The organism is [Clostridium] ultunense DSM 10521 (genome assembly GCF_000511955.1).
Lineage (GTDB): Bacteria > Bacillota > Clostridia > Tissierellales > Tepidimicrobiaceae > Schnuerera > Schnuerera ultunensis.
Genome location: NZ_AZSU01000005.1, coordinates 54145 through 76316 on the forward strand (window position 1 = coordinate 54145; position 22172 = coordinate 76316).

General features: G+C 30.6%; 23 protein-coding genes. 4 read left to right on the forward strand and 19 right to left on the reverse strand.

Annotation, left to right across the window (positions count from 1 at the left end; all coding sequences use genetic code 11):
* Window positions 1-15: 15 nt before the first annotated feature.
* Window positions 16-222, reverse strand: a complete 207-nt coding sequence (locus CUL_RS0112240) for a hypothetical protein (RefSeq protein ID WP_005584003.1) — start codon at window positions 220-222, stop codon at window positions 16-18.
* Between the two features lie 130 nt (window positions 223-352).
* Here CUL_RS0112240 and CUL_RS0112245 point away from each other — a divergent pair, with 130 nt between their 5' ends.
* On the forward strand, window positions 353-550 hold the full coding sequence (locus CUL_RS0112245; RefSeq protein WP_005584002.1) for a DUF378 domain-containing protein: 198 nt from the start codon (window positions 353-355) through the stop codon (window positions 548-550).
* A 14-nt stretch (window positions 551-564) separates the two neighbouring features.
* Here the strand turns inward: CUL_RS0112245 and CUL_RS18970 are convergent, their stop codons facing one another.
* From CUL_RS18970 to CUL_RS0112290, 9 genes are all read right to left on the reverse strand, one after another.
* Window positions 565-735 (reverse strand): hypothetical protein, encoded by a 171-nt coding sequence (locus CUL_RS18970; RefSeq protein WP_005584001.1) that lies wholly within the window; start codon window positions 733-735, stop codon window positions 565-567.
* Between the two features lie 63 nt (window positions 736-798).
* Window positions 799-1335, reverse strand: coding sequence for a class IV adenylate cyclase (locus tag CUL_RS0112255; protein WP_005585563.1), 537 nt, complete (start codon window positions 1333-1335; stop codon window positions 799-801).
* Entirely contained in the window at window positions 1320-2480 is a 1161-nt protein-coding gene (nagA, locus tag CUL_RS0112260) for an N-acetylglucosamine-6-phosphate deacetylase (RefSeq protein ID WP_005585562.1), read from the reverse strand. The genes CUL_RS0112255 and nagA overlap by 16 nt, the downstream gene beginning before the upstream one ends.
* Window positions 2481-2504: 24 nt before the next feature.
* Window positions 2505-3230, reverse strand: a complete 726-nt coding sequence (gene nagB / locus CUL_RS0112265; RefSeq protein WP_005582749.1) for a glucosamine-6-phosphate deaminase — start codon at window positions 3228-3230, stop codon at window positions 2505-2507.
* Window positions 3231-3387: 157 nt separating this feature from the next.
* Window positions 3388-4422, reverse strand: a complete 1035-nt coding sequence (locus CUL_RS0112270) for a homoserine dehydrogenase (protein ID WP_005582750.1) — start codon at window positions 4420-4422, stop codon at window positions 3388-3390.
* 24 nt (window positions 4423-4446) lie between these two features.
* Entirely contained in the window at window positions 4447-5328 is an 882-nt protein-coding gene (gene dapA / locus CUL_RS0112275) for a 4-hydroxy-tetrahydrodipicolinate synthase (protein ID WP_005582752.1), read from the reverse strand.
* A 129-nt stretch (window positions 5329-5457) separates the two neighbouring features.
* Window positions 5458-6285 (reverse strand): aspartate dehydrogenase, encoded by an 828-nt coding sequence (gene nadX / locus CUL_RS17365; protein WP_005582754.1) that lies wholly within the window; start codon window positions 6283-6285, stop codon window positions 5458-5460.
* A 55-nt stretch (window positions 6286-6340) separates the two neighbouring features.
* Complete coding sequence (locus CUL_RS0112285; protein ID WP_005582755.1) at window positions 6341-7330, reverse strand: TAXI family TRAP transporter solute-binding subunit; 990 nt, start codon at window positions 7328-7330, stop codon at window positions 6341-6343.
* A 113-nt stretch (window positions 7331-7443) separates the two neighbouring features.
* The gene (locus CUL_RS0112290) at window positions 7444-9303 is read right to left on the reverse strand and encodes a TRAP transporter permease (protein WP_025642005.1); all 1860 of its coding nucleotides are present in this window, start codon (window positions 9301-9303) and stop codon (window positions 7444-7446) included.
* Between the two features lie 435 nt (window positions 9304-9738).
* Here CUL_RS0112290 and CUL_RS17370 point away from each other — a divergent pair, with 435 nt between their 5' ends.
* On the forward strand, window positions 9739-10647 hold the full coding sequence (locus CUL_RS17370) for a LysR family transcriptional regulator (RefSeq protein WP_005582757.1): 909 nt from the start codon (window positions 9739-9741) through the stop codon (window positions 10645-10647).
* A gap of 35 nt (window positions 10648-10682) precedes the next feature.
* On the opposite strand, the gene CUL_RS0112300 is transcribed toward CUL_RS17370, so the two are convergent.
* From CUL_RS0112300 to CUL_RS0112325, 6 genes are all read right to left on the reverse strand, one after another.
* A complete protein-coding gene (locus tag CUL_RS0112300) occupies window positions 10683-11747 on the reverse strand; it encodes a pyridoxal-phosphate-dependent aminotransferase family protein (RefSeq protein WP_005582758.1) in 1065 nt (354 codons plus the stop codon).
* Window positions 11748-11965: 218 nt separating this feature from the next.
* The gene (locus CUL_RS0112305) at window positions 11966-12649 is read right to left on the reverse strand and encodes a metallophosphoesterase (RefSeq protein WP_005582759.1); all 684 of its coding nucleotides are present in this window, start codon (window positions 12647-12649) and stop codon (window positions 11966-11968) included.
* A gap of 83 nt (window positions 12650-12732) precedes the next feature.
* The gene (locus tag CUL_RS0112310) at window positions 12733-15165 is read right to left on the reverse strand and encodes an ATP-binding protein (RefSeq protein WP_005582762.1); all 2433 of its coding nucleotides are present in this window, start codon (window positions 15163-15165) and stop codon (window positions 12733-12735) included.
* Window positions 15162-16262: a metallophosphoesterase family protein gene (locus CUL_RS0112315; RefSeq protein WP_025642010.1), complete on the reverse strand. Its 1101-nt coding sequence runs from the start codon at window positions 16260-16262 to the stop codon at window positions 15162-15164. The genes CUL_RS0112310 and CUL_RS0112315 overlap by 4 nt, the downstream gene beginning before the upstream one ends.
* A 135-nt stretch (window positions 16263-16397) precedes the next feature.
* Window positions 16398-16880, reverse strand: coding sequence for a PTS sugar transporter subunit IIA (locus CUL_RS0112320; protein ID WP_005582764.1), 483 nt, complete (start codon window positions 16878-16880; stop codon window positions 16398-16400).
* 638 nt (window positions 16881-17518) lie between these two features.
* The gene (locus CUL_RS0112325) at window positions 17519-17785 is read right to left on the reverse strand and encodes a transposase (RefSeq protein WP_025640467.1); all 267 of its coding nucleotides are present in this window, start codon (window positions 17783-17785) and stop codon (window positions 17519-17521) included.
* 579 nt (window positions 17786-18364) lie between these two features.
* On the opposite strand from CUL_RS0112325, the gene CUL_RS0112330 reads away from it, so the two are divergent.
* Complete coding sequence (locus CUL_RS0112330) at window positions 18365-19063, forward strand: zinc dependent phospholipase C family protein (RefSeq protein ID WP_025642011.1); 699 nt, start codon at window positions 18365-18367, stop codon at window positions 19061-19063.
* A 29-nt stretch (window positions 19064-19092) separates the two neighbouring features.
* Here the strand turns inward: CUL_RS0112330 and CUL_RS0112335 are convergent, their stop codons facing one another.
* From CUL_RS0112335 to CUL_RS0112345, 3 genes are all read right to left on the reverse strand, one after another.
* Entirely contained in the window at window positions 19093-19632 is a 540-nt protein-coding gene (locus tag CUL_RS0112335) for a DUF5698 domain-containing protein (RefSeq protein WP_005582766.1), read from the reverse strand.
* A 240-nt stretch (window positions 19633-19872) separates the two neighbouring features.
* Complete coding sequence (locus CUL_RS0112340) at window positions 19873-20652, reverse strand: DnaJ domain-containing protein (RefSeq protein WP_005583311.1); 780 nt, start codon at window positions 20650-20652, stop codon at window positions 19873-19875.
* A gap of 64 nt (window positions 20653-20716) precedes the next feature.
* Window positions 20717-21109 carry a zinc ribbon domain-containing protein gene (locus CUL_RS0112345; RefSeq protein WP_005583310.1) on the reverse strand — a complete coding sequence of 131 codons (393 nt, stop codon included), beginning with the start codon at window positions 21107-21109 and terminating at the stop codon, window positions 20717-20719.
* A 282-nt stretch (window positions 21110-21391) separates the two neighbouring features.
* Between CUL_RS0112345 and CUL_RS0112350 the strand changes: the two genes are divergently transcribed.
* On the forward strand, window positions 21392-22156 hold the full coding sequence (locus CUL_RS0112350) for an SDR family NAD(P)-dependent oxidoreductase (RefSeq protein WP_005583309.1): 765 nt from the start codon (window positions 21392-21394) through the stop codon (window positions 22154-22156).
* Window positions 22157-22172 lie beyond the last annotated feature (16 nt).

The window sequence follows — 22172 nt, forward strand, 5'->3', positions numbered from 1 at the left end:
TAATAAAATACGGGATTAGAAACACCAACCATTTGTAAATAGTATAACTAATAATAAGAAGAAGAATAGTAAAGAATCATCTCCACTGTTAAACCAGCAACCATTATTAAATAGGACTACAAGTAATAAGAAGAAGAACAATAGTTCATCATCTATCTCGTTAAAAACGCCACCAAGGCCGCCCTTTCTTTTTCCACCAGCAATTTTAGCTTCATCTACCATAATATTTACCTCCTTATTATTTCCTTCCTCAATGTATACTATGTTGTAAGTTCATATTGGGTTACCTATTTTGAATATTTATTTATTTTTTTGGAAAAATAGTATTAAGAAATAAAAAAGGAGTGATTTAATGGATACATTAGCTTTAATTTTAGTTATTATTGGGGCAATTAATTGGGGGTTAATTAGTCTATTTCAATTTGACTTAGTAGCAGCTATTTTTGGCGGCTCTAACTCAATGCTAAGTAGGTTAATTTATGGATTGGTTGGCCTGGCAGGGTTATATTCATTTAAATTTTTATTTAAAGATAGAGAAAAAACACAGTAGATTTTCTACTGTGTTTAAAATACATCAAATAGGAATAGAACTAGGAATATAAGTAGTAGATTGTCATCAAATATTCTATCAAATCCTCCTCCAAATCCACCACCGAACAACAAAAGTATTATCAATAATAATATTAAACTACTTCCACCATCTTTGGTCAGTCCTTCCAATAAACCAGCTAGCATATAAAAACCTCCCCAAAAAACATACTTTATTATATACTATTCAAAGTATATTTTTTGGTTACATTATAATTCTTCTTTTAATTCCATTATAGATTTAGTAGTAATATTATTTTTATCTATATTTAATAAGCTTATAGCTTTTTCTAGATCATCCTCCTTTTCTACTTCAATTTCCATATAGGGAAAAGGATAGGTTTCTTTATCCCATTTATCTAAATCAAATCTTATTTTTTCGTATAGATAGGATTTCCTTTCCTTATATCCTTCTTCTATTATTTCATATTTTAGATCCTTTAAAATTAATACCATAGATTGACTATCTTCTATTTGAGTGGTTATTTCGATATTTTGTCTAGCTCCTTTTTTACTTATATTTTTTTTTAAAGTTAATTCCGTGGTAGTTTCATTGTTAAGTAAGTTTTTCATTTCTCTAATCCTTAAATAGCTATTTAACTCTTTTTCTATATATCTATCCTTGGTATCAAGTATTATATTTTTTTGATATTCTTTAGCAATTAATTTGGCTCCTAAATCTTCTAATTTTCTCTCCATTTCACCTAGATCAATATTTAAAACTTTCACTTCTATTTCTCTATCCATAGGAAATTGCCTCCTACTATAGTAGCTGCAATATTAATATTTTTATCCAACAAAATTAAATCTGCATCTTTGCCAATTTCTATACTTCCCTTCATATTGTCTACTCCAATTGCTTTTGCAGGGGATAGACTAGCCATCCTAATTACATCCTGTATAGATATATTTAAAAAGTGCACCATATTATATACTGCGTCTCTTAAATTCAATGTAGAACCAGCCAAACTCCCGTTTTTTAGCCTAGCAGCTCCTTCCTTAACAGTGACCTTCTGTCCTCCTAACTCATATACTCCATCTTCAAGACCTGCTGCCCTCATAGCATCAGATACTAGGACAATTTTATCTATTCCTTTTATCTTAAGAGCCAATTTGACTGCCGCATCATGAAGATGGATTCTATCATATATTATCTCGCAAAAAACTCTGTCATCTATAAGTGAAGCCCCTATTATTCCTGGTTCCCTATGAGTAAAATTTCTCATACCATTAAACAGATGGGTTGCTACAGTAGCCCCATAGTCTATTCCCCTTATTGTTTCTTGGAAAGTACTATTGCTATGAGCCATAGCAACAGTAATCCCTTTAGATCTTAAGAAAGATATAATACCTAGTGCTCCTTCTATCTCTGGGGCTAAGGATACCATTTTCATTTTGCCATCAGATAGTTGTACTAGTTCTTTAATGTCTTCCATATTTGGTCTTTTTATATATTGACTAGGTTGGGCTCCTTTCTTTTCTTGAGAGAAGAAAGGGCCTTCTAAGTGGATACCTAATATTTGAGCCTTATCATTTTTATTATTATATTTTACTATATTATCTATAGCCTTTGATATGTTTTCATAGGAAGAAGTAATTACCGTTCCTAAAAAGGATGTAACTCCATTTTTTAAATGGAATTCTGCCATTTTATCTATTGTTTCCTCTGAACTATCCATAATATCATAACCAGAGTTACCATGATTATGAATATCGATAAAACCAGGAGCTAATAATTTCCCTTCTCCGTCTATTATAGTATCTATTCCCTTTTTATCTATTTTTTCTTTTTTTTCTATTTTAGCTATCTTACCCTTATCGATTAATAAACTATAATCGTGTTTAATATCGTAAGGTGATATTATATTTACATTATCTATTAAAATTTTCATAAAATCCCCTTCTTTTATTATATATTATCCATTATACGCCTCTTGATCTATTATTATAGTAACATTTGGATGTAATAATAGCATACTTGCTGGCAATTTAGTTGATATTTTCTCTCCTTTTAACAATTCTTTAATTACTTTTGCTTTTTTCTTGCCATTAGCTAATAAGACAATTTTCTTTGCTTTCAAAATAGTACCTATTCCCATGGTTATTGCAGTTTTCGGAACTTCATCGATAGAATCAAAAAATCTTGAATTCGCTTCAATTGTAGATTGGGTTAAATTTACTATACTGGTGCCTAGATTCAACGTTTCATCTGGTTCATTAAAGGCAATATGACCATTTTCACCTATTCCTAGTATTTGAAGGTCAATGCCACCTTTTTTTTCGATTAATTCATCGTATTTCTTACAATATTTTTCTGGGTCTTTAGTCTTCCCATCAGGAATAAAAGTATTTTTAAAATCTATATTTATATGATTAAATAGCATCTCTTTCATAAAATAATGGTAACTATTAGGATGTCCTTCGTCTATCCCCACATACTCGTCTAAATTAAATGTGGTTACCTTAGAAAAATCCAATCCTTCTCCCTTATGCATCTTTATCAATTCCCTATACATACCTTCTGGCGTACTTCCTGTTGCTAATCCTAAAACAATATTAGGGTTTTTCTCAATTTCTTCTCTCACTATATTAGCTGCTACCTTGCTAAGTTTTTCATAATCCTTTTCAACATACAATTTCATTTTATTACCTCCCACTTTATGGTTTCACTTGTAATTAAATTAATCTAATTATATTATATATCTTATTATTTCATTAGCAAATAGTAAAACCCTCAATTATAATAATTGAGGGTTGTTCATAAGCTTTTCCTTTACTTATATTTCATTATTTTATATTTTAGATAATGAATTTATATCCTCTTTTTATGTTAATTAAATCCCTTAGTATTGAGGCTGCGGCTGGAGTTACACCAGAAGCCCCACCAATAATTGTTAAATCTCCTAGGGTATCAGATACATATCTTACTCCTTTATTTTTTCCATCTACTCCGTATAATGGATTGCTAGGATCTAGTTTTTCTAACCTTACTGACATGTCTAACCCATCTTCTAATCTTACTGCTTTACCCACTAATTTATATTTTTTGCCTTTCTTACTCGCTTCAAAGATTTCTGATGCTTTAATTTTACTAATACCTTCTACCTCTATATCTTCAAGTTTTTTTTCTTCTTCCATAAGAACATTTGTAAGAATTAATAGTTTAATCGCAGTATCCCAACCTTCTACATCAAGCGTGGGATCAGTTTCAGCAATTCCTAGTTGTTGAGCTTTTTTTAATGCTTCAACATATTCTACTTTGTTCGTCTCCATTTCATTAAGGATAAAGTTGGTGGTGCCATTCAATACCCCTTCGATTGACTGAATGGTTGAACCTGCCATATCAATCAATCCTCCATTGATAGTTGGTAATGCTCCGCCCGTAGTACAGCCTATACCTAATTGAACTTTGTTTTTAGAAGCTATTTCTCTTAATTTTCTATAAGCTAATAAAATGGGACCTTTGTTAGCAGTAATTACATGGAAACCATTCTCTAGAGACTTTACAATATGAGTCATCCCTGGTTCACCAGTTTTTTTATTTGTCGGAGTCATTTCAATAACAACGTCTACATCTTTATTTTCTATTATATTGTTAAAGGTTATCTGTTGGGTATTTCCTTTAGAAAATTTCATAATGTCTTTATTTGTTTTTGAATAATTTATAAACTCCTCTATGTCTATACCGTTGGGATTATAGACTCCACCTTTTGATGCAATTACATATTTCACATTAGGAACTATGCCTTCATTTAATAACTCATCTTTTTTTTCTAACAGTAGCCGGAGGAAAGCTCTACCTACTCCCCCATACCCTATGATGGCTATTCTCATTACAATCCTCCCTTAGGTTTCTTCTTAAAGAACACCATAGTTTTTTAATACTTCTTCTACTATCCTCTTCTTATCTTCTGAAAGTGGTAATAACGGTCTCCTCGGATATCCACCTTGGTATCCTAGTAGATCTAATGCATATTTAAGAGCAGGGACTCCAAACCTTCCCGTTACTGTAAAGTTAGGTTCGAGAAGCCTCTTTTGAAGTTCTCTAGCTTCATCCATTTTCCCTTCATTAAACAATTTTACTAGTTTACAACATTCATCAGGTAAAATATTGGCTACTGCTAATGTAGCACCTCTTGCTCCTACTGATAATGCTGGTAAAAGGTAACCCGCATTTCCGGCAAATACAGCAAAATCATCATCTGTGTCTCTTACGATTTCCGATAATTGAACAATATTGCCTGAAGTATCCTTGATGCCGACTATATTTGGATGTTTTGATAATTTTGATATAAGGTTTGAAGATAAATTTATTCCAGTATTACCAGGCATATTATAAAGCATTACCGGAATTGATGAAGCTTCAGCTACATCAATAAAATATTTATATAATACATCTTCTTTCATTGCTCCCTTAAAGTAATGAGGTGGTAATACAAGTACTGCATCTGCTCCAAGCTCAGCGTACTTTTCACATAGAAATATAGTTTCTAAAACTGATTCAGCAGAAGCACCTGCTATAACTTTTTTATTTTTATTAAAATTGTCTATAACAAATTTAGCTAAAGTTAATTTTTCTTCAGTAGTTAAATAAACAAATTCTCCATTAGAGCCTAAAACTACTATTCCATCTAAATCAGTTTTACCCCATTTTTCTAGGTTATGTTTCATTCTATCATAATCAATTTCTTCTTTTTCATTAAAAGGTGTTACTATTGGCGTATAAATCCCTTTAAACATTATTATACCTCCTATTAATATAATAAATTATTAACTAAATTTTTGCTAAAATTAAGAAGCTAAAGTAAAATAGCTTCTTAATTTTATTTAATAAAATTTTGGTTAGGTTTTATCTAAAAAACTTACAATTTAAGTCCCCATATGGAATGGATTTCTTAATTTTTGTAAAGCTGCTAATATACTTAAACATGCCATGTAGGTCGTTTTTGGATTTGAAGGAACAGGAACATTTTCAAAGGTTATTGTATATTTCCCGGCCTTCCCTTCAACATATATTTCATGAGTGTTATATTCAACATCTGGATCAGCTAAAATGCGGATAATTGTCTTTTCAAAACCTATTCCTGCCATACTTAAAGCAGCAGCAATGTTGATGTTTTGTGGAAACAACTTTACACAATCTCTTGCAGGACCTTCATATAGCAAATATGGTTCCTTCATTCCATCTAAATCTAAGTTCATTTGATCTACATGGGGTATGTTTTTCCATGCAACTGGATGTTTACGTGTAGTCATAGTTACCTTGTCCACCCCTGCTATAACAGCAGCTTGTAACGCATCTAATGAACCTATGCCGCCAGATGGTATATGGAGCGTACTTCCTCCTTCTTCTGCAGCATTAATTAACCTTTCTAGCAAATCCCCATCAACTAATGCCCCTAAACTAATTGGTATTAAATCTATACCTGCCTTTAGAACTTTCTCACCTATTGATTCAAGAGTTTCTTGTGAAGCTACTTCTACAACTACGTCTAAGTCCCAATTAAAAAGTTCGTCTGTATTTGTTATCCAAGGAATGCCATATTTTTTGACTTTATCTCTTCCCCTTGATTTTTCTGAACGTCCACACGCTACTACAATTTCAACGTTGTCAATTTTGCCTTCCATTACATTATCTAAGACAAAACCTCCGATAGTACCAGTTCCTACTAATCCTACCCTTTTCTTTTTAACCATAAAATTTCCTCCTCTTTTGCAAAAGTAAAATTTTAATTTATTCATATTTTAAATTTTATTCTGTTGGTACCTCTATACCATGTTCCTTATAATATTTTGCTGCTCCTGGATGAAATGGAACTCCACTGATATTTTTAACATTATCTAATGTTATATATTTAGCGACTACATGAACATCTTTCAAAATATCTTCTCCTTCAAATATTGCCTTAGTAACATCATAAACTGTATCTTCTGGGAGATTTGCTTGTGATACTAAAGTAATCCAAACTGCAAATGTTGGTACATCATTATCTAAAGATTTATATGCATCTTTATCTATTACTGCTTCTACATAGTAAGGATATTTCTCTGTAAATTTGCCAATCTCTTCTGATGTAAGAGGAATAAATTTTACAGGATGAGTGGTTTCTAAATCCACTATCCAAGGAGCCGGAGCAGCTGTATTTACTATTGCTGCATCAATTGAACCATCTCTAAATGCATCTGTAGTTTCTCCAAAGGATAAATATTCTGGTTGAATATCGTCCATTGATAATCCTAAAGTGTTCAATATTACTTCATTAGTTGCTAATATTCCACTTCCTGGAGAACCAACAGAAACCTTTTTGCCTTTCAAATCAGAAAAACTATTAATTGGTGAATCTTTTAATGTTACTATTTGTACAACATTTGGATACATTGGTAAAACAGCTGTTAATTCAACTGGTTCATCAAATTGATTTACTCCTGCTAAAGCATTTTGTGCTACATCTAACTGGGTGACGCCCATTTCAATCTTTTTATCACCTATTAATTTTACATTTTCTACAGAACCACCTGTTACTTCTGCAACAGAATTGATACCTAATTCTTTGTTGATAACATCAGAAAACCCTGCAGCCATTATGTAAAAAGTTCCAGATGTTCCCGCTCCACCAATTGAGACCTGTTTTACTTCTACATTAGATTTTTTAGATGTCTCTGCACCTCCATTACAACCGCTTAAACTTGCTACCAATAATATTAATACCAAAATCATTGAAAATCTTTGATGAATTTTCATAATTTCCCTCCTCATTATTTTTTCATGTTTAGTTTACAAAGCTATTTTTTGAGTGATAATTATTGTTGTTTTTTAAAATTAAACTATCTGCCCTCCTTTTTTCCTTTTCTAAATTATGAGCTTGTGCTATTTTCCAAAGATTTTCTTTTTCTATGAAAAATTAATACTAAAACTAAGCCTAATAACCCTAAAAGATTTGTAATAAATCTCGGATCGATAAGAAAAAGTCCTGATATAATTAATAAGATTCTCTCTTTTATATCTGCCCTAACTAGTAACCAACCTGATATGCCTGCTCCTAGTATTACCGCACCTATTATAGCTGTAATGGCAGTAGTTAATATAGTTATAGGCTTTCCAATTGCTAATAGCGATGGATTGTAAACAAACATATAAGGTACTATAAATGCTGTAATTCCTAGCTTGACCGCCTCAAAACTAGTCTTCCAAAAATCAGATTCAGCAATACTTGTAGCTGCATAAACTGCCAAGGCAACTGGAGGTGTAATCATGGATATGCATCCAAAATAAAACACAAACATATGAGCTGCTAACGGTTCTACTCCAAGTCTAATTAATGCTGGCGCTCCTAAAACCGCTAATATTAGATAAGAAGGCGTAGTTGGTAAACCCATTCCCATTAACAAGCTAGCTAACATTAATAGCACTAAGATTACAAATATATTCCCCCCTGCTAACGAGATCATGATATTGGAAAACTTTAGACCAATGCCTGTTAAATTTATCATAGCAACAATAATGCCTGCACAAGCTGTGGATGAAATTACAATAACTGAAGTTTTAGCTGCATCTTCAAAAGCATCTATTAACTCTTTCGTCCTCATACCACAAAATACAACTGCTATTGCTAATGTTACTAATACAGTATATACAGAAGCCTTCATGGCAGACATTTGAACCCCAACTAATAAAACTATTAGTAAAATTAGTGGTGTTAACAAAATTCCTTTTGTTTTTAACATTTCCTTAATACTGGGTAAAGAACTAGTGTCTATACCAGTTAAACCAATCCTTCTTGCTCTAAAATGAACCATGGCAAAAACTGAACCAAAATATATTACTGCAGGAATAGCAGCACCTATAGCTACCTTATAATATGGAATTCCTAATATTTCTGCCATGATAAATGCAGCTGCTCCCATCATTGGTGGCATTATTTGCCCACCTGTTGAGGCTACGGCTTCTACTGCTCCCGAAAATTCTTTACTATAACCAGTAGATTTCATTAAAGGTATAGTTATACATCCTGTACCAGCAACATTTGCAACTGCACTACCTGATATACTACCAAACAACGAACTCGATACTACTGCTGCTTTTGCTGGACCTCCAGGTGTTTTTCCAACTCCCTTAATAGCTAAGTCTATGTAGAATTTGCCTATATCAGTAACAGACAGTATAGACCCAAATAAAACGAAAATAAATATAAAGTTTGCAGAAACCCCCAAGGAAACTCCAAAAATCCCTTCAGTACTTAATGAAACTTGAGTAATAATTCTTTGTAAATCATATCCTCTATGCCATAGAATTCCGGGTAAATAGGAACCAAACATAGCATATAATAAAAATACTATTGCAATACCAGGAAGAATATTTCCCACATTTCGCCTTGCAAACTCTAATGTTAATAATATTAAAATTGTACCAATAATCATGTCACTAGTATTTGGCTGTGAAAATCTCTGAACTATTCCATCAAAATCGACAATAAAAAATACAACTGTTGCTAAAGCCATCATTGCTAATAAAATATTTAATGATTTTTTAACCTTATTAGATGAATCTTTTGATTTTAGCAAAAAAGTAATTAACATACCAAAGCATAAGTGTATACTTCTTTGCCATAAAGCTGTAAGTACACCAAATAGGGCAGTATAAATATGAAATATTGCCATTAGAATACTTACGATAGTTATTAAAGAATATTTTGATCTTATTTGTTCTTTTCCCATAACCTATAATACCTCCTAAATGTAATCTATTACCCTCGATATACTATCTTTATATACACTGCAATAAACCCTTAAACTACAACCTATAATAATCTTTTAAGACTTTATTATTGCTTAACATAATAAGTACATGATTTAAATGGAATATTTGTTTTCAGTGGGTACGTTTTCATCATTAAATTAATGAAGCCTTTTTTACTGAAATCATATTAACAGTTTTATATATTTTCAAAGTCCAATATAATACAAATCTATTATATATCAACATTTTTGATATAGTTTTACTCGATAATATTTCTTTCCAGGTATTCCCAACATTCCTTAATTGCATTATCTCTTTCATCAACTACCAATATATCATACTAAACCTTATTTGAATATCGAATTATTTTATTATATAATATCTATAAAATAGATATTATGGGGGAGATGTATATGAATATTATAAATATCGAGACGTTTCTTACAATTGTAGAAACCCAGAGTCTGTCTAGAGCTTCTGAAAAGCTATTCGTTTCACAGTCAACTATTAGTACTCGTCTAAATACATTAGAAGAAGAATTAAACACCACACTGTTGAAAAGACAGCCTGGCAAAAAAATTATTGAATTAACACCAAAAGGGGAAGAGTTTATTACTATTGCTAAACGTTGGATGGCTTTAGAAAAAGATACAGCTATGTGGATTAACAAAGAGCCCCCTTTAAGATTAAATGTCGGTTCAGTGGATAGTCTGAATATTTATGTACTTACGCCGCTTTATATGGACATAGTAAATAATATAGCATCTTTTTCTATAGATATAAGTTCTCATTCTTCTGTTCAAGTCTTTGATCTATTAGAGTCACATGATATTGATATAGGTCTTACATCTAGACTTATTAGAAGTAATAGCTTATTGAGCGAACCTATATGCAGTGAGGAAATGGTTTTAGTTAGTAGCTCAAGATTTTCAAATTACGGAGGTATTATACATCCTCAAGATCTAGATGTAACAAAAGAAATTTTTCAAGACTGGGGCCCTAATTATCAAATTTGGCATGATTATTGGTGGGACCCAACAGAACCTATTAAAATTGCAGTAGATACTGCTGGACTAATATTAAGGTTTATTGATATACCCGATTCTTGGGCAATAGTCCCTATAACTATAGCTCATGCTTTTGAAACGGTACATCCCATTAAAATTTCTAAACTAGAAATACCCCCTAGCGAACGTGTGTACTATAAGATAATACATAGATATCCAAAACCTAGTAGTGTTGAGCCTCTAAAAATCTTTCAAGATTATCTACATAAATTTATAAAAGGTCATCCATATCTTAAAGAAGTTAATTCCCCCTAGTTTAAGGGGGTTAACCGTTTTGAACAAATTCTATTTTAAATCTTTATTTGATTAATTGCACTTAAAAATGCAATTACATCATTTTCAGAGACATAACCCATAGTTCCCACTCTAAATATATCTTCATCCATTGGTGCCAAACCTCCATTAACTACTATACTTTTCTTAGCAAGTTCGTTAACTATGTATTTTGCTTTTCTTGGTGCATATACCGCTGTCAAAGTTGGAGAAGCAAACCTTTCATCTTTCGCAAATAATTTTAATCCTGCTTCCTTTATTCCTTTAATTACTAATTTAGAGTTGGCACGATGCCTAGAATATACATTATCTAAACCTTCTTCCATTATCATTTTAACAGCTTCATCGACAGCAAATAGTGTATAAACAGCGGGTGTTGTTAAAGTCTGATTTATTTCATTGAATTTTTTTGCTTTTTTATAATCAAAATAATATTTAGGAAATTTCGAGTTTTCAACACTACCCCATGCATTTTCACTAAGAGCAACAAAAGCTAATCCAGGAGGAGCCATTAGGGATTTTTGGGAGCTTGTTAAAACAATGTCTATATTCCATTCATCCATCTTAACTTCTAAGCCGCCTAAGCCGCTAACAGAGTCAGTAATTAATAAAGTATTAGTATCTTTCAGAGCTCTCCCAAACGCCTCTAAATCATTAAATACACCTGTAGAACTTTCATTATGAACGACAAAAACAGCCTTTGTACCAGGATTTACCTCCTTCATAACTGTATCCACGTTTGCAGCTTCGCCTAGTTCAAATTTTACCCTCTTAACATTTAAACCATATATTTCTGCTATTAATGCGAATTGTTCACTAAAATTACCCATTACTGGAATCACTACTTCATCATTTGGAGAAAAACAATTTTGAATTACTGATTCCATGGCTCCAGTTCCTGAAGATGTAAGTAACAGAACATCCTGAGTTGTTCCAAATATCTTCTTTAAACCTTCGGTTACCCTTTCTTGCACTATTGAATATTCTTTAGATCTGTGAGATATCGACTCCTTGTTCATAGCCTTCAATACTCTATGGGGTATTGCCGTTGGTCCCACCATCATTTGCACTTTTTTTTGCATTGCTATATCCTCCTTGTTTTGTATATAAATTGACACATATTTAAATTAATTTATGATATTTTTTGATATATAATAGTATCCCTCAGTTTGATTATAAGTATATCACCCTATTGTTCATTTGAAAAACGAGTAATTTTGCTATTTAATATCTATTTCTTAGATATATGCTAATTAAAACACAAAATCACCCTCAATGTAAAAGAGGGTGATTAATTACACTATATGATTTTTTTAGGTTTAAAATCTATAAAGTCGCTGGAAACACAGTAAAACTGTATTCCATAAATTCTATCTTCAACTATAAATCTATGCCCTTCTGCATGTAAATGACCGTAGATACATATATCAATATTGTGTTTTACCATTAAATCAACAAATTTATTTGGAGTCAAATCCATATTAAAAGGAGGATAGTGAAGCATAGCTATTTTAAAATGAACGTCTTTTCCTATACTTAATAAAGATAATTCTAATCTATTTAGTTCCCTATTAAATACTTTTTGGTCTTGGCTGTCAAAGCCTTCATAATCCTCTGATATCCAACCTCTAGTTCCTCCAATACCTATATCGTCATAAATATAGCTATTATTTTGAATAAAGGTTATGGTTTTTAAATTCAACTCTTTTAATTTTTTTGGTCCTTGCCACCAATAGTCATGATTTCCTTTAGTTATTATTTTGTGACCAGGTAGTTCATCTATTCTTTTTAAATCGTAATAGGCTTCTTTCAATTTTAAAGCCCAAGATATATCACCAGGCAATAGAACTAAGTCATTATCCTTGACTATCCGTTTCCAATTATTGAATAATTTTTCTTCATGATCTACCCAATTTGCCCCAAATATATCCATAGGTTTTTCTTTGGAATAATCTAAATGTAAATCACCTATTCCATATATCAAACGCATCACCTCTATTAAAGTTAATCTAAAACTTAAAGTATAGAATAGTATAAATGCTGTTGTTCAACAATTAGAGTAATACATTAACTCAAATTTACTAAATTATACTTTAATCCTAATCTATCTAATATTTCCTTTTCTCTATGATGACAGGTGAATAGGAGTATTTGCTTTTCATTGCTCATATCTCCTAGAAAACTTAAAATGTTCTCAAGTCGATCCCCATCATATTGGATGAAGCAATCGTCTAATATTAGAGGAAGATTGTCTCCCTTCATAGAGCTGATTATACTAAATCTTAATGCAAAGTACAATTGGTCTATGGTTCCGCCACTTAGACTATCTATATCAATTATTTCCTTGGTAGAAGGATTCTCTATGGTAATATTTAAATCTTCATTAATCTTTACTTGCTCATATTTTCCTCCTGAAATAAGATTTATTAGATTACTTACCTCTTTATTTATTTTGGGCGCAAATTGGCTATGTATTTCCTGAGAAATATCTTCTATTGTAGACTTGGCTATCTCTATTGATTTAATCCTATTCTCAAAATGCTGGATTTTATCCTCCACCCTGCTTATTTCTTCTTCAATATCTATCAAAAGTTCTACTTCTTTATTTAAATTGTTAATCCTCTCCTCTAATCTAGAACAAGTATCCTTAGTGGTGGATAGATTCTCTTCTTTAGATTTTATTTCATCTTTAATAATATATAAATCTAGTTGGTCTATATCTTGAAAATATTCATCATTATAAATGGATAATTGATTCTTTAGCTCTTCCAATGTAGTATTACCCAATATCCTATCTATAACTTCAATCTTACCTTTTCTATCTATAAGCAAATTTTTGTAATTTTGATTTTTATCTAATCCTTTCTTAAATTCTTCTAAGGTGCTAGAATTGTTTTTATAAAGAATACTCTCAAATTGATAGACTTTCTCTTTCTTTTCTTTTTCCTTCGCTTCCAAAACTGATTTAGTTTCTTTAAGTTTCGCTTTCAATAGTTTAATTGTTTCTAACCTTTGGCTTTGATTGATCTGCTTTAATCGTATATCTTCATATAATCTATTTAATTCCAATTTTGTTGAGCAATTATATTTAAGTATTATTTCACTTTGGTGTTTTTCTATTTTGTTTATTCTATCTTTTCTTCCATCCTCCTCCAATATCATTTTTTCAATATTCTTATTTAAATCCTCTAATTCTTTGAAAAGCTCTTTCCTAGACTTTTTTGAGGCAAAAAATAGACCTGCAAAAGGCAAGGCTAAAATTACAAGAAGAGGATTTATTAACGCTAGTCCTAAAGAGGCTATCGATAAAAAGATAAATATATTGCCTTTGACTTTTGATTTATTTGTTCTGTCTTTCAGATTTTTTAGCTCTCCATTTAGGGTCTCCAGCCTGTTCTGCTGATTATCTAGGATAAGATGGTTCTTTTCCTCTTCCATTTCATTATAAGTATTCATATCATTAAACAACTCTTCTACCCTTATGCCATCAATGAATTCCCCATCCCTTTCTAGCTCTTTCTCCTTTAGTTTATATTCCAAGCTACATATTTTAAATGATAATTCCCCAATTTCCCTATTTAAACTTTCTTTGTCATTATCTAGCCTTAAGCTCTTAGTATAATCGTCAAAACTTAAATTTGAATAGGGTTTAAGATTTTCAATCTTCCCATCTAGTAGTTTTATTTCTTCTTTTAAGGCCAATGCATCTTCATAGATTTTTTTCTTTGCTAGCATCTCAGCTTTTTCAAGTTGAGTTTTTAGTTCATAGATCTCTTTTCCTTCATGCTCTATTTTTTCTCTTAAAATATTAAATTCTTCAATGAGTTTGTTATACTCTTTTTGTTTTTCTAATGCTAGTTTACGTTTTTCCTTTAATTCATCTAATCTGACTAAAGACCTTCCATAGGGTTTTGTATAAGCTCTATCCGTACCTATTTTATCTAATTCTTTTTCCAGATGGGAAATAGCCTGCTTTACGGATATCTCATCATCTAGGCTAGTACTAATATTGGCTAATCTATCTTTTACTTCTGTAGACAAAGTAGAGTCAATTCTATTGCCTAATTGTTTTATGGATATGGTATTTTTATAAACGGTAGTATTAAAATCAAAAAAATATAATCCTGGAAGATGGACTTTAACTTTATCTCCATTATCAATTTCGTCGGTAATGTCTTTTCCAGTTACTTCATCATAAACTTTTACTTCCCCTCTGTCAAAATCCCTTTCTATCCTGTATATTTTGCCATTTTTTATAAACTTCAAAATTCCCACGTATTGATTGCCATTCCAAGGTCTATATTTCTCATACTCTTCTAGATAATACCGTTTTGTAGCGTAAGGTTTTAAGAAGCCATAAAACATACCGTCTATAAAATTATGTATCGTAGTCTTTCCTGATTCATTTTCTCCATAAAATATATTTAATCCTTCCACTAGATTAAGTCTTTTGTTTTGAAATTTACCGAAGGATATTAAGTTTAATTCCTTTAATATCATATCCCCACCTTGCCCTTCATCAAAACTTCTAATCCTATATATAACGCTTCTCTCGTTACTCTATCTTCTAAATCCTTCTCTTTCATCTTCTGTATAAAATGTCCAATAATATTGTCTTTATTATCTTCCTCTAATCTATCCAAATCGTAATCCATTATTGTATTATCCCTAATCTCTAGATAATAAAAATGGCTTTCCAAACTTTTCCTAATATCCTGGACATCAATTTCCACATTTTTATTGACTATACCTTCTAGTTTTATTCTATAAAGGTTGTTTTTAAGTTCTTCCTCCTTATCACATTGTTTTATATGATCCAATATATCTACGTATCCAAAATTTTCATCAATAACTATAGTTTTTTCTAAAAACTTCCTACTGCTAAAGGGTAAGAGATCTATTTTAGTATTTCCATTATCTATGCTTCCTTGAATGATTCCATGTTCTCCTAGTTCTCCAAAGTTTAAAGGCTCAGGGCTACCGCAATAGGCCATTTTTTTTGAAATAATATTTGGTTTGTGGATATGCCCTAACCCAATATAGTCAAAGCCTAATTGGTCTAAATAATTTTTGTCTAAAGGTAGATAAGGACTTTCCTTGTCGAAGATATCACCGTGGATGATTAAAATGTTAACTTTCCCTTTTTCAATACCTTTAAAATCGTAAAATATGTCCTTAGTATTCTCTCCCCTGTCCCAGCTATAACCATAAATACAAGTGTTTTTATCTGGGAATTCTTTTTTCCCCAATCCTGCTGGAGCAAATATGGTTATATTTTCTGGCCAATCTACCATAGTGTACAAGGACTTTTTGTTTAAAGTGTCATGATTTCCTGCAGTTATAACAATATTTATGTTTTCAGCTTTTTTTAATGTGTCCCTAACCCTTTTGATATCGGCTAAGGTAAAATATTTTTCTTCAAATAGATCTCCTGCTATGAATAGAAAATCAACTTCATCTTCTATAGTCTTATTTACTATTCGTTGAAATGTATTCCACAGTTCTAAACGCCTTTCATTGGCTGTATGTGGATCAAAGCTTACATTCTGGAATTGAAGACCTAGATGTAAATCTCCTGTATGGATAAATCTAATCATATGATTCCCCCCAAAATACCATTTCCTTAAAATTATATCATAGTTTAATCAATTAAAAAATGGAAAGCCCTTATAGAAAATAATAAGCCTACCTTTTTCTATAAGGGCTATTTGGCATTAATATCTCTTTGCTATTTAAACAGGTTCTACTGTAAATATAATATCATCTACCTTTTTTACTTGACCATTATTTTTGTCAATTTTTTTTATCTTATCCATATTGGTTATTATTATTGGGGTTATTGGAGATTTGCCTTTTTCTTTGATTAAATCTATATCAAATTCCATTAATAGATCTCCCTTTTTAACTTTATTTTCCTTTTCAACTGCCCGTTTAAATCCAATGCCGTCTAACTCAACAGTATCCAATCCTATATGGATAAGGATTTCTAACCCTTCTTTAGTGACTAATCCTATTGCATGGTTGGTTGGGAATATAGTAACTACTGCACCATCTATTGGAGATACGACTTTTCCTTCTGCTGGATCTATAGCCAGCCCGTCGCCCAGCATCTTTTCAGAAAAGACTTTGTCTGGCACTTCCTCTATAGGGACTATATCGCCTGTAATAGGTGCAACAATTTCTAAAGGTTTATTTTTCTTGAAAAATTTTAGCATTGGTATTCTCCTCTCTTAATAAAAAATATTGTTGCTTATATAAAAGTATAACATAAAATTATAATTTTTTACTGCACTCTTTTTATCTTTCGTTAAATTTAAAATAATACCTAATAAAAAAACATTATAATCTAATATAAAATATGTTAATTGTTTCTAAATTATATAGATTTATTTAATAGTTGTCTAACGTTTTATTATATTTCTGAATGTTATGAACACACTATATTTGAGGAGGTGATTTCATGGAGAGTAACTTCATAAACGGTCAAGAATATATCATCATTAATCGCAACACTGGCGAGGTGAATTATTGAACCCCTGATGAAAAAGGCTATTTTTCAAAATGAACTAACAAGTCTTCTGCCGTTGGCAGTAAATAAAACTTTTCACAGATAAAGGTTGATAATTTATTGTCTGCCTTTATCTGCTTTTACATTTATCTTGATTCCATGGTTATTATTAATATAATTGCAAATAATAATAGTATGTATATTAAGAGAANCCTACTTGTTTCCTAGGCTTTTCCTTATGCTTATCATAATAGGTGCTTCTAGGATATTTTAGCACCTTGCACATAGTATCTATGCTGTGTTCCTTAGAATTAGCTTTTATTATTTCAAATATAATATCAGGATTTATTTGGTTGCGAATATGGCCATAGCTTTTTTTAATATATCATTTTCTTCCTTAAGTCTTGCATTTTCCTTCTTGATTTTTAGAATTTCTTCAAGATTTGTGGTATCTCCCTTTACATCTATCGGTGTTTTCTTCTTTACCCAATTACGTATTGCTGTTTGGCTTAGGCCATATTCGTCTGCTACTTCCCTAACTGTTTTTCCTGATAATACTAACTCTGCAATCATTATTTTGAATTCATCTGTATAAGTTTTTCTTTTAGACATTTTATGGACACTTCCTTCCTCATTTAGTAGTATATAAAAAACCTTATTTAGTGTCCATACTTATATACTAACATCATCTCTTAATAAAAAATATTGTTGCTTATATAAAAGTATAACATAAAATTATAATTTTTTACTGCACTCTTTTTATCTTTCGTTAAATTTAAAATAATACCTAATAAAAAAACATTATAATCTAATATAAAATATGTTAATTGTTTCTAAATTATATAGATTTATTTAATAGTTGTCTAACGTTTTATTATATTTCTGAATGTTATGAACACACTATATTTGAGGAGGTGATTTCATGGAGAGTAACTTCATAAACGGTCAAGAATATATCATCATTAATCGCAACACTGGCGAGGTGAATTATTGAACCCCTGATGAAAAAGGCTATTTTTCAAAATGAACTAACAAGTCTTCTGCCGTTGGCAGTAAATAAAACTTTTCACAGATAAAGGTTGATAATTTATTGTCTGCCTTTATCTGCTTTTACATTTATCTTGATTCCATGGTTATTATTAATATAATTGCAAATAATAATAGTATGTATATTAAGAGAAGGAGATTTAAATGGATATTTTAGAAACTACCTATAATTATTTTTTAAGAACAGTCTTTGGTATAGCAAATCCAGTAAAAAAATCTATAATTAAAACCCAATGTAAGGTTCATAAAGCTATCAATATATATGCTTTAAAAATTCTTAAAAATGATAAATACTTTAAAGAATATAATTTTTTCAATAGCTATATACAGGATATTAATGAAGGAGCAGTATGGACAGACCAAGATTTTAAGAGTTCAAACCATTTCTATAATCCTTATAAGAAAAGAGGATTATATGGTAGAAAAAATGCTATGGATTTAGGAGTTTACTATTATTATAAGGCAACTGAACTCTGGACTAAAGGCGAATTTAATAAGTCTTTGTTCTATCTAGGAGCAGCTCTCCATATTGTTCAAGATATGACCATACCTCAACATGCCAATATACGTCTTTTAGACAATCATCATCAATATGAGGTATATGTTAACCGTACTTATGAATATCTAGATAAATTAGAGGTAGAAAAAGGAACACTTCTACTAGAGTCTATTGAAGATTATATTAGATTTAACGCTAGGGTAGCAATTAAAATCTATAAGAAATTTAATATGATATCAAAGGATGAAGAAAGGTTTTATCGTATAGCTAGATGTGGGATTCCTTTGGCGAAGAGAACTACCGCAGGAGCTATGGTTATGTTTTATAATAATATATTTAAATAAACTTGAAAAAGTTAGCTTTGAATTTTTGATTAAATTGTTTTAATGCTTGATGCAGTAATCTTACCATTTACTTTGCTTAAGTTTTTAATCTTTATAGTTGGATTATTTATGTTGAATTCATCCATAATATCTTCTAATATATTGAATTCTTTTCTATTTATCACAATTTCGATTTTATATCTTTTATTTCCATTGTAACCACTAGCCAAGTAGTTATTAACTGTATATCCAGCTTCTCTAAGTCTTTCAGCTACCCGAATCATTTTCTCTTTGTTGTTCAAAAACAAATCAACTTCTAGTATACCAAGAGCTAATCTATCTTCAAGTTTGTTGCCTATAAATACTCCCATAGACCTACCTAAAGCATATGCAATTGTAAATTCAATTCCATTACCACTGGTTACTTTAACAACTATAGTTGCGAAAATTATCGCATCAACAAAAACCAATATATAGACTGGATTCATAATCTTTTTAGATATAAAAATTGTTTTCAATGTTGATAAAACATTGGTAAAAGCTGTTATTAAAAACAATCCAACAAGTGCAAACATTACATTTTTTGTCATCTTGTCACCTCCTATAAATTAATTATCATTATAAAACAAAAAACTAACATAGTCTTATTATGTTAGTAAACAATTTCTTATATAATATTGATTATAATATTGATATTTATCCCCCGCTAAATCTTTGAATTTTGGGTGCCTCTTTTACAACTAACTTATAGAGTATATCATGTATAGAAATTATTTGCAAATGATCAATTGGAAATTCCTAAGTGTTTGGGTTTACTCCTATCATTATAACTATCTTATACTTGTATATCTTTCTATATTCTCATCACTTAAAAATTCATAAGCCTCATTTATCTGTTGAAATATACTAGTTGCATCTGGTGATTTGTTTAAATCTGGATGATATTCTTTAGCCTTTTTTCTATAGGCTAATTTTATTTGATATTTGTCTGCATTATAGGGGACACCTAACAGATCACAACTTTTCTCATATTTGTTTTTGAACTCCATATTAGGATTAGCATAATTGTATCCATAGTTAGTTTGCTTATCATAGCTATAATTCTCCCTTTGAGAATTTTGATATTCATACCATTGTCTAAATCGATCTTCCCATTCTCTTTGTTGTTCGGCGTAACGTCTTTGTTGTTCTCTTCTTTTTCTTTCTTCTTCCATCCTTTTATAGGCATATTTATATTCGTCAAAAGATTGGAATCTATAGCTTATACCGTCAATTAAATAATTGGCCCGGTCAAATAAAAATTCAGTTAAAATATATTTTATATATTTTAAATAGGATACAAATTTAGTCCCTAGAATTGGAAATACAACAAAGAACAATAAGGTTAATAATACTACAGGATTGGCAAATATTAGAATTCCAAAAGGGCCAGCCAAAAGCATAAGGATTAAACAACCTCCCATGCTTATTAAAGCTACAAATCCTATTGCAATACTTCTCACAAATGTTACTATTGTTTCTATTAACTTTATTACAATATCTAGTATAACTGATATTAGCTGGGCTATAGCAAATAAAATTCTGCCTAATATCCTTTTGAATATATCCATTTATATTTTAATCTCTCCTTAATTTTAAATTTTCTTCAGCTTCCCAGTTTGTATTTTAAACTAATTATGTTGTTTTAGAAAACTTTGTCTTACATTTAGGGCAAGTAATCATAATTTTCCCTTTTCCTTTTGGAAGTCGTAATTTGGACTTACAATTTGGACATTTAAAATATCTATGAGTTTTTCTATCTTTCATACGATTCTCTGTTCTTTTAAACCAAGCATATATAGGGCTTATAAACATAGCAAATTTATAATTCTCCATCCTACGCTTAGATATGTCTTTTGAAAAGATTCTATAAATGCTTATACCTAAAGGAATATAACTTATCAATAATAATATTTGGATTTTTGTCAACTGTCCAATGAATGTTAATAATAATGATAATATTATCAAGATCATAGAAAGTTGATCTCCACCATATCTTCCAGCCATAAGTTTTTTAAACCAATTCATTTAAATTACTCCTATAATAAATATTAAGCTACTAAAATGTAGCTTAATATTTATTATACATTCTTTTTAGTAAAAAAGATAGTGATTAGCTACTTTAAATTAATTGCTTGTTACACATATGAACCATATATTTAAAAAACATAACATTAGATAATATATAAATTGGGTATAAATAAGTTAAGTTTATTTAAAACTAACTTTATGTTTATATTTCACTATTTATGATATTAAATAGACAATCCAAAATTATTGTTGAATTATTAACTATAAGGAGGATTCTATATGAAATTGCATGATAAAGTAGCCATAGTAACTGGTGCTAGTGCTGGTATGGGTAAAGATATTGCATATCTATTCTCCAAGGAAGGTGCAATAGTTTATGCTGTGGCTAGAAGGATAGAACGACTGGAAGATTTAGCAAATAGTACAAAAAATTTCAAAGGGAAAATTATACCCTATGGTGCAGATTTAATGGATAAAGAAGAAGCTGAAAAGGCCATAGATTTTGCATATAATGATTCTGGAAAATTGGATATATTAGTAAACAATGCAGGTATAATGGATGACTTTAGCCCTGTTGGAGATGTTGATGATAATATGTTAGAGAGAGTATTTAGTTTAAATGTATACGCACCTTTCTATACTAGCAGAAAAGCAATAAAGATATTTTTAAAAGAAGGTGGTGGTAACATAATTAACGTTTCATCTATTGGTGGATTGTACGGAGCGAGAGCTGGAGCAGCTTACACAGCTTCAAAGCATGCATTGATAGGTTTAACTAAAAATACAGGATATATGTATGCTAAAAAGAATATTAGATGTAATGCTATTTGCCCAGGTGGTGTTGAAACTGAAATAGCAACTGGTGATTTTATGAAAAATGTAAATCAAGAAGGCCTTAATATTATAATGGCAAATGCAGGTGGTAACCCAAGAAGTGGAACAGGTATGGAAATAGCAACCATAGCTCTATTTTTAGCTTCTGAGGATTCGAGTTTCATCAATGGCCAATGTATTACTGCAGATAGTGGTTGGACTGCGTATTAACAGTAAAAAAACTCTG

Coding starts and splice junctions, on each gene's coding strand:
- CUL_RS0112240 (WP_005584003.1), bottom strand. CDS start 222: ATGGTAGATGAAGCTAAAATTGCTGGTGGAAAAAGAAAGGGCGGCCTT.
- CUL_RS0112245 (WP_005584002.1), top strand. CDS start 353: ATGGATACATTAGCTTTAATTTTAGTTATTATTGGGGCAATTAATTGG.
- CUL_RS18970 (WP_005584001.1), bottom strand. CDS start 735: ATGCTAGCTGGTTTATTGGAAGGACTGACCAAAGATGGTGGAAGTAGT.
- CUL_RS0112255 (WP_005585563.1), bottom strand. CDS start 1,335: ATGGATAGAGAAATAGAAGTGAAAGTTTTAAATATTGATCTAGGTGAA.
- nagA (WP_005585562.1), bottom strand. CDS start 2,480: ATGAAAATTTTAATAGATAATGTAAATATAATATCACCTTACGATATT.
- nagB (WP_005582749.1), bottom strand. CDS start 3,230: ATGAAATTGTATGTTGAAAAGGATTATGAAAAACTTAGCAAGGTAGCA.
- CUL_RS0112270 (WP_005582750.1), bottom strand. CDS start 4,422: ATGAGAATAGCCATCATAGGGTATGGGGGAGTAGGTAGAGCTTTCCTC.
- dapA (WP_005582752.1), bottom strand. CDS start 5,328: ATGTTTAAAGGGATTTATACGCCAATAGTAACACCTTTTAATGAAAAA.
- nadX (WP_005582754.1), bottom strand. CDS start 6,285: ATGGTTAAAAAGAAAAGGGTAGGATTAGTAGGAACTGGTACTATCGGA.
- CUL_RS0112285 (WP_005582755.1), bottom strand. CDS start 7,330: ATGAAAATTCATCAAAGATTTTCAATGATTTTGGTATTAATATTATTG.
- CUL_RS0112290 (WP_025642005.1), bottom strand. CDS start 9,303: ATGGGAAAAGAACAAATAAGATCAAAATATTCTTTAATAACTATCGTA.
- CUL_RS17370 (WP_005582757.1), top strand. CDS start 9,739: ATGAATATTATAAATATCGAGACGTTTCTTACAATTGTAGAAACCCAG.
- CUL_RS0112300 (WP_005582758.1), bottom strand. CDS start 11,747: ATGCAAAAAAAAGTGCAAATGATGGTGGGACCAACGGCAATACCCCAT.
- CUL_RS0112310 (WP_005582762.1), bottom strand. CDS start 15,165: ATGATATTAAAGGAATTAAACTTAATATCCTTCGGTAAATTTCAAAAC.
- CUL_RS0112315 (WP_025642010.1), bottom strand. CDS start 16,262: ATGATTAGATTTATCCATACAGGAGATTTACATCTAGGTCTTCAATTC.
- CUL_RS0112320 (WP_005582764.1), bottom strand. CDS start 16,880: ATGCTAAAATTTTTCAAGAAAAATAAACCTTTAGAAATTGTTGCACCT.
- CUL_RS0112325 (WP_025640467.1), bottom strand. CDS start 17,785: ATGTCTAAAAGAAAAACTTATACAGATGAATTCAAAATAATGATTGCA.
- CUL_RS0112330 (WP_025642011.1), top strand. CDS start 18,365: ATGGATATTTTAGAAACTACCTATAATTATTTTTTAAGAACAGTCTTT.
- CUL_RS0112335 (WP_005582766.1), bottom strand. CDS start 19,632: ATGACAAAAAATGTAATGTTTGCACTTGTTGGATTGTTTTTAATAACA.
- CUL_RS0112340 (WP_005583311.1), bottom strand. CDS start 20,652: ATGGATATATTCAAAAGGATATTAGGCAGAATTTTATTTGCTATAGCC.
- CUL_RS0112345 (WP_005583310.1), bottom strand. CDS start 21,109: ATGAATTGGTTTAAAAAACTTATGGCTGGAAGATATGGTGGAGATCAA.
- CUL_RS0112350 (WP_005583309.1), top strand. CDS start 21,392: ATGAAATTGCATGATAAAGTAGCCATAGTAACTGGTGCTAGTGCTGGT.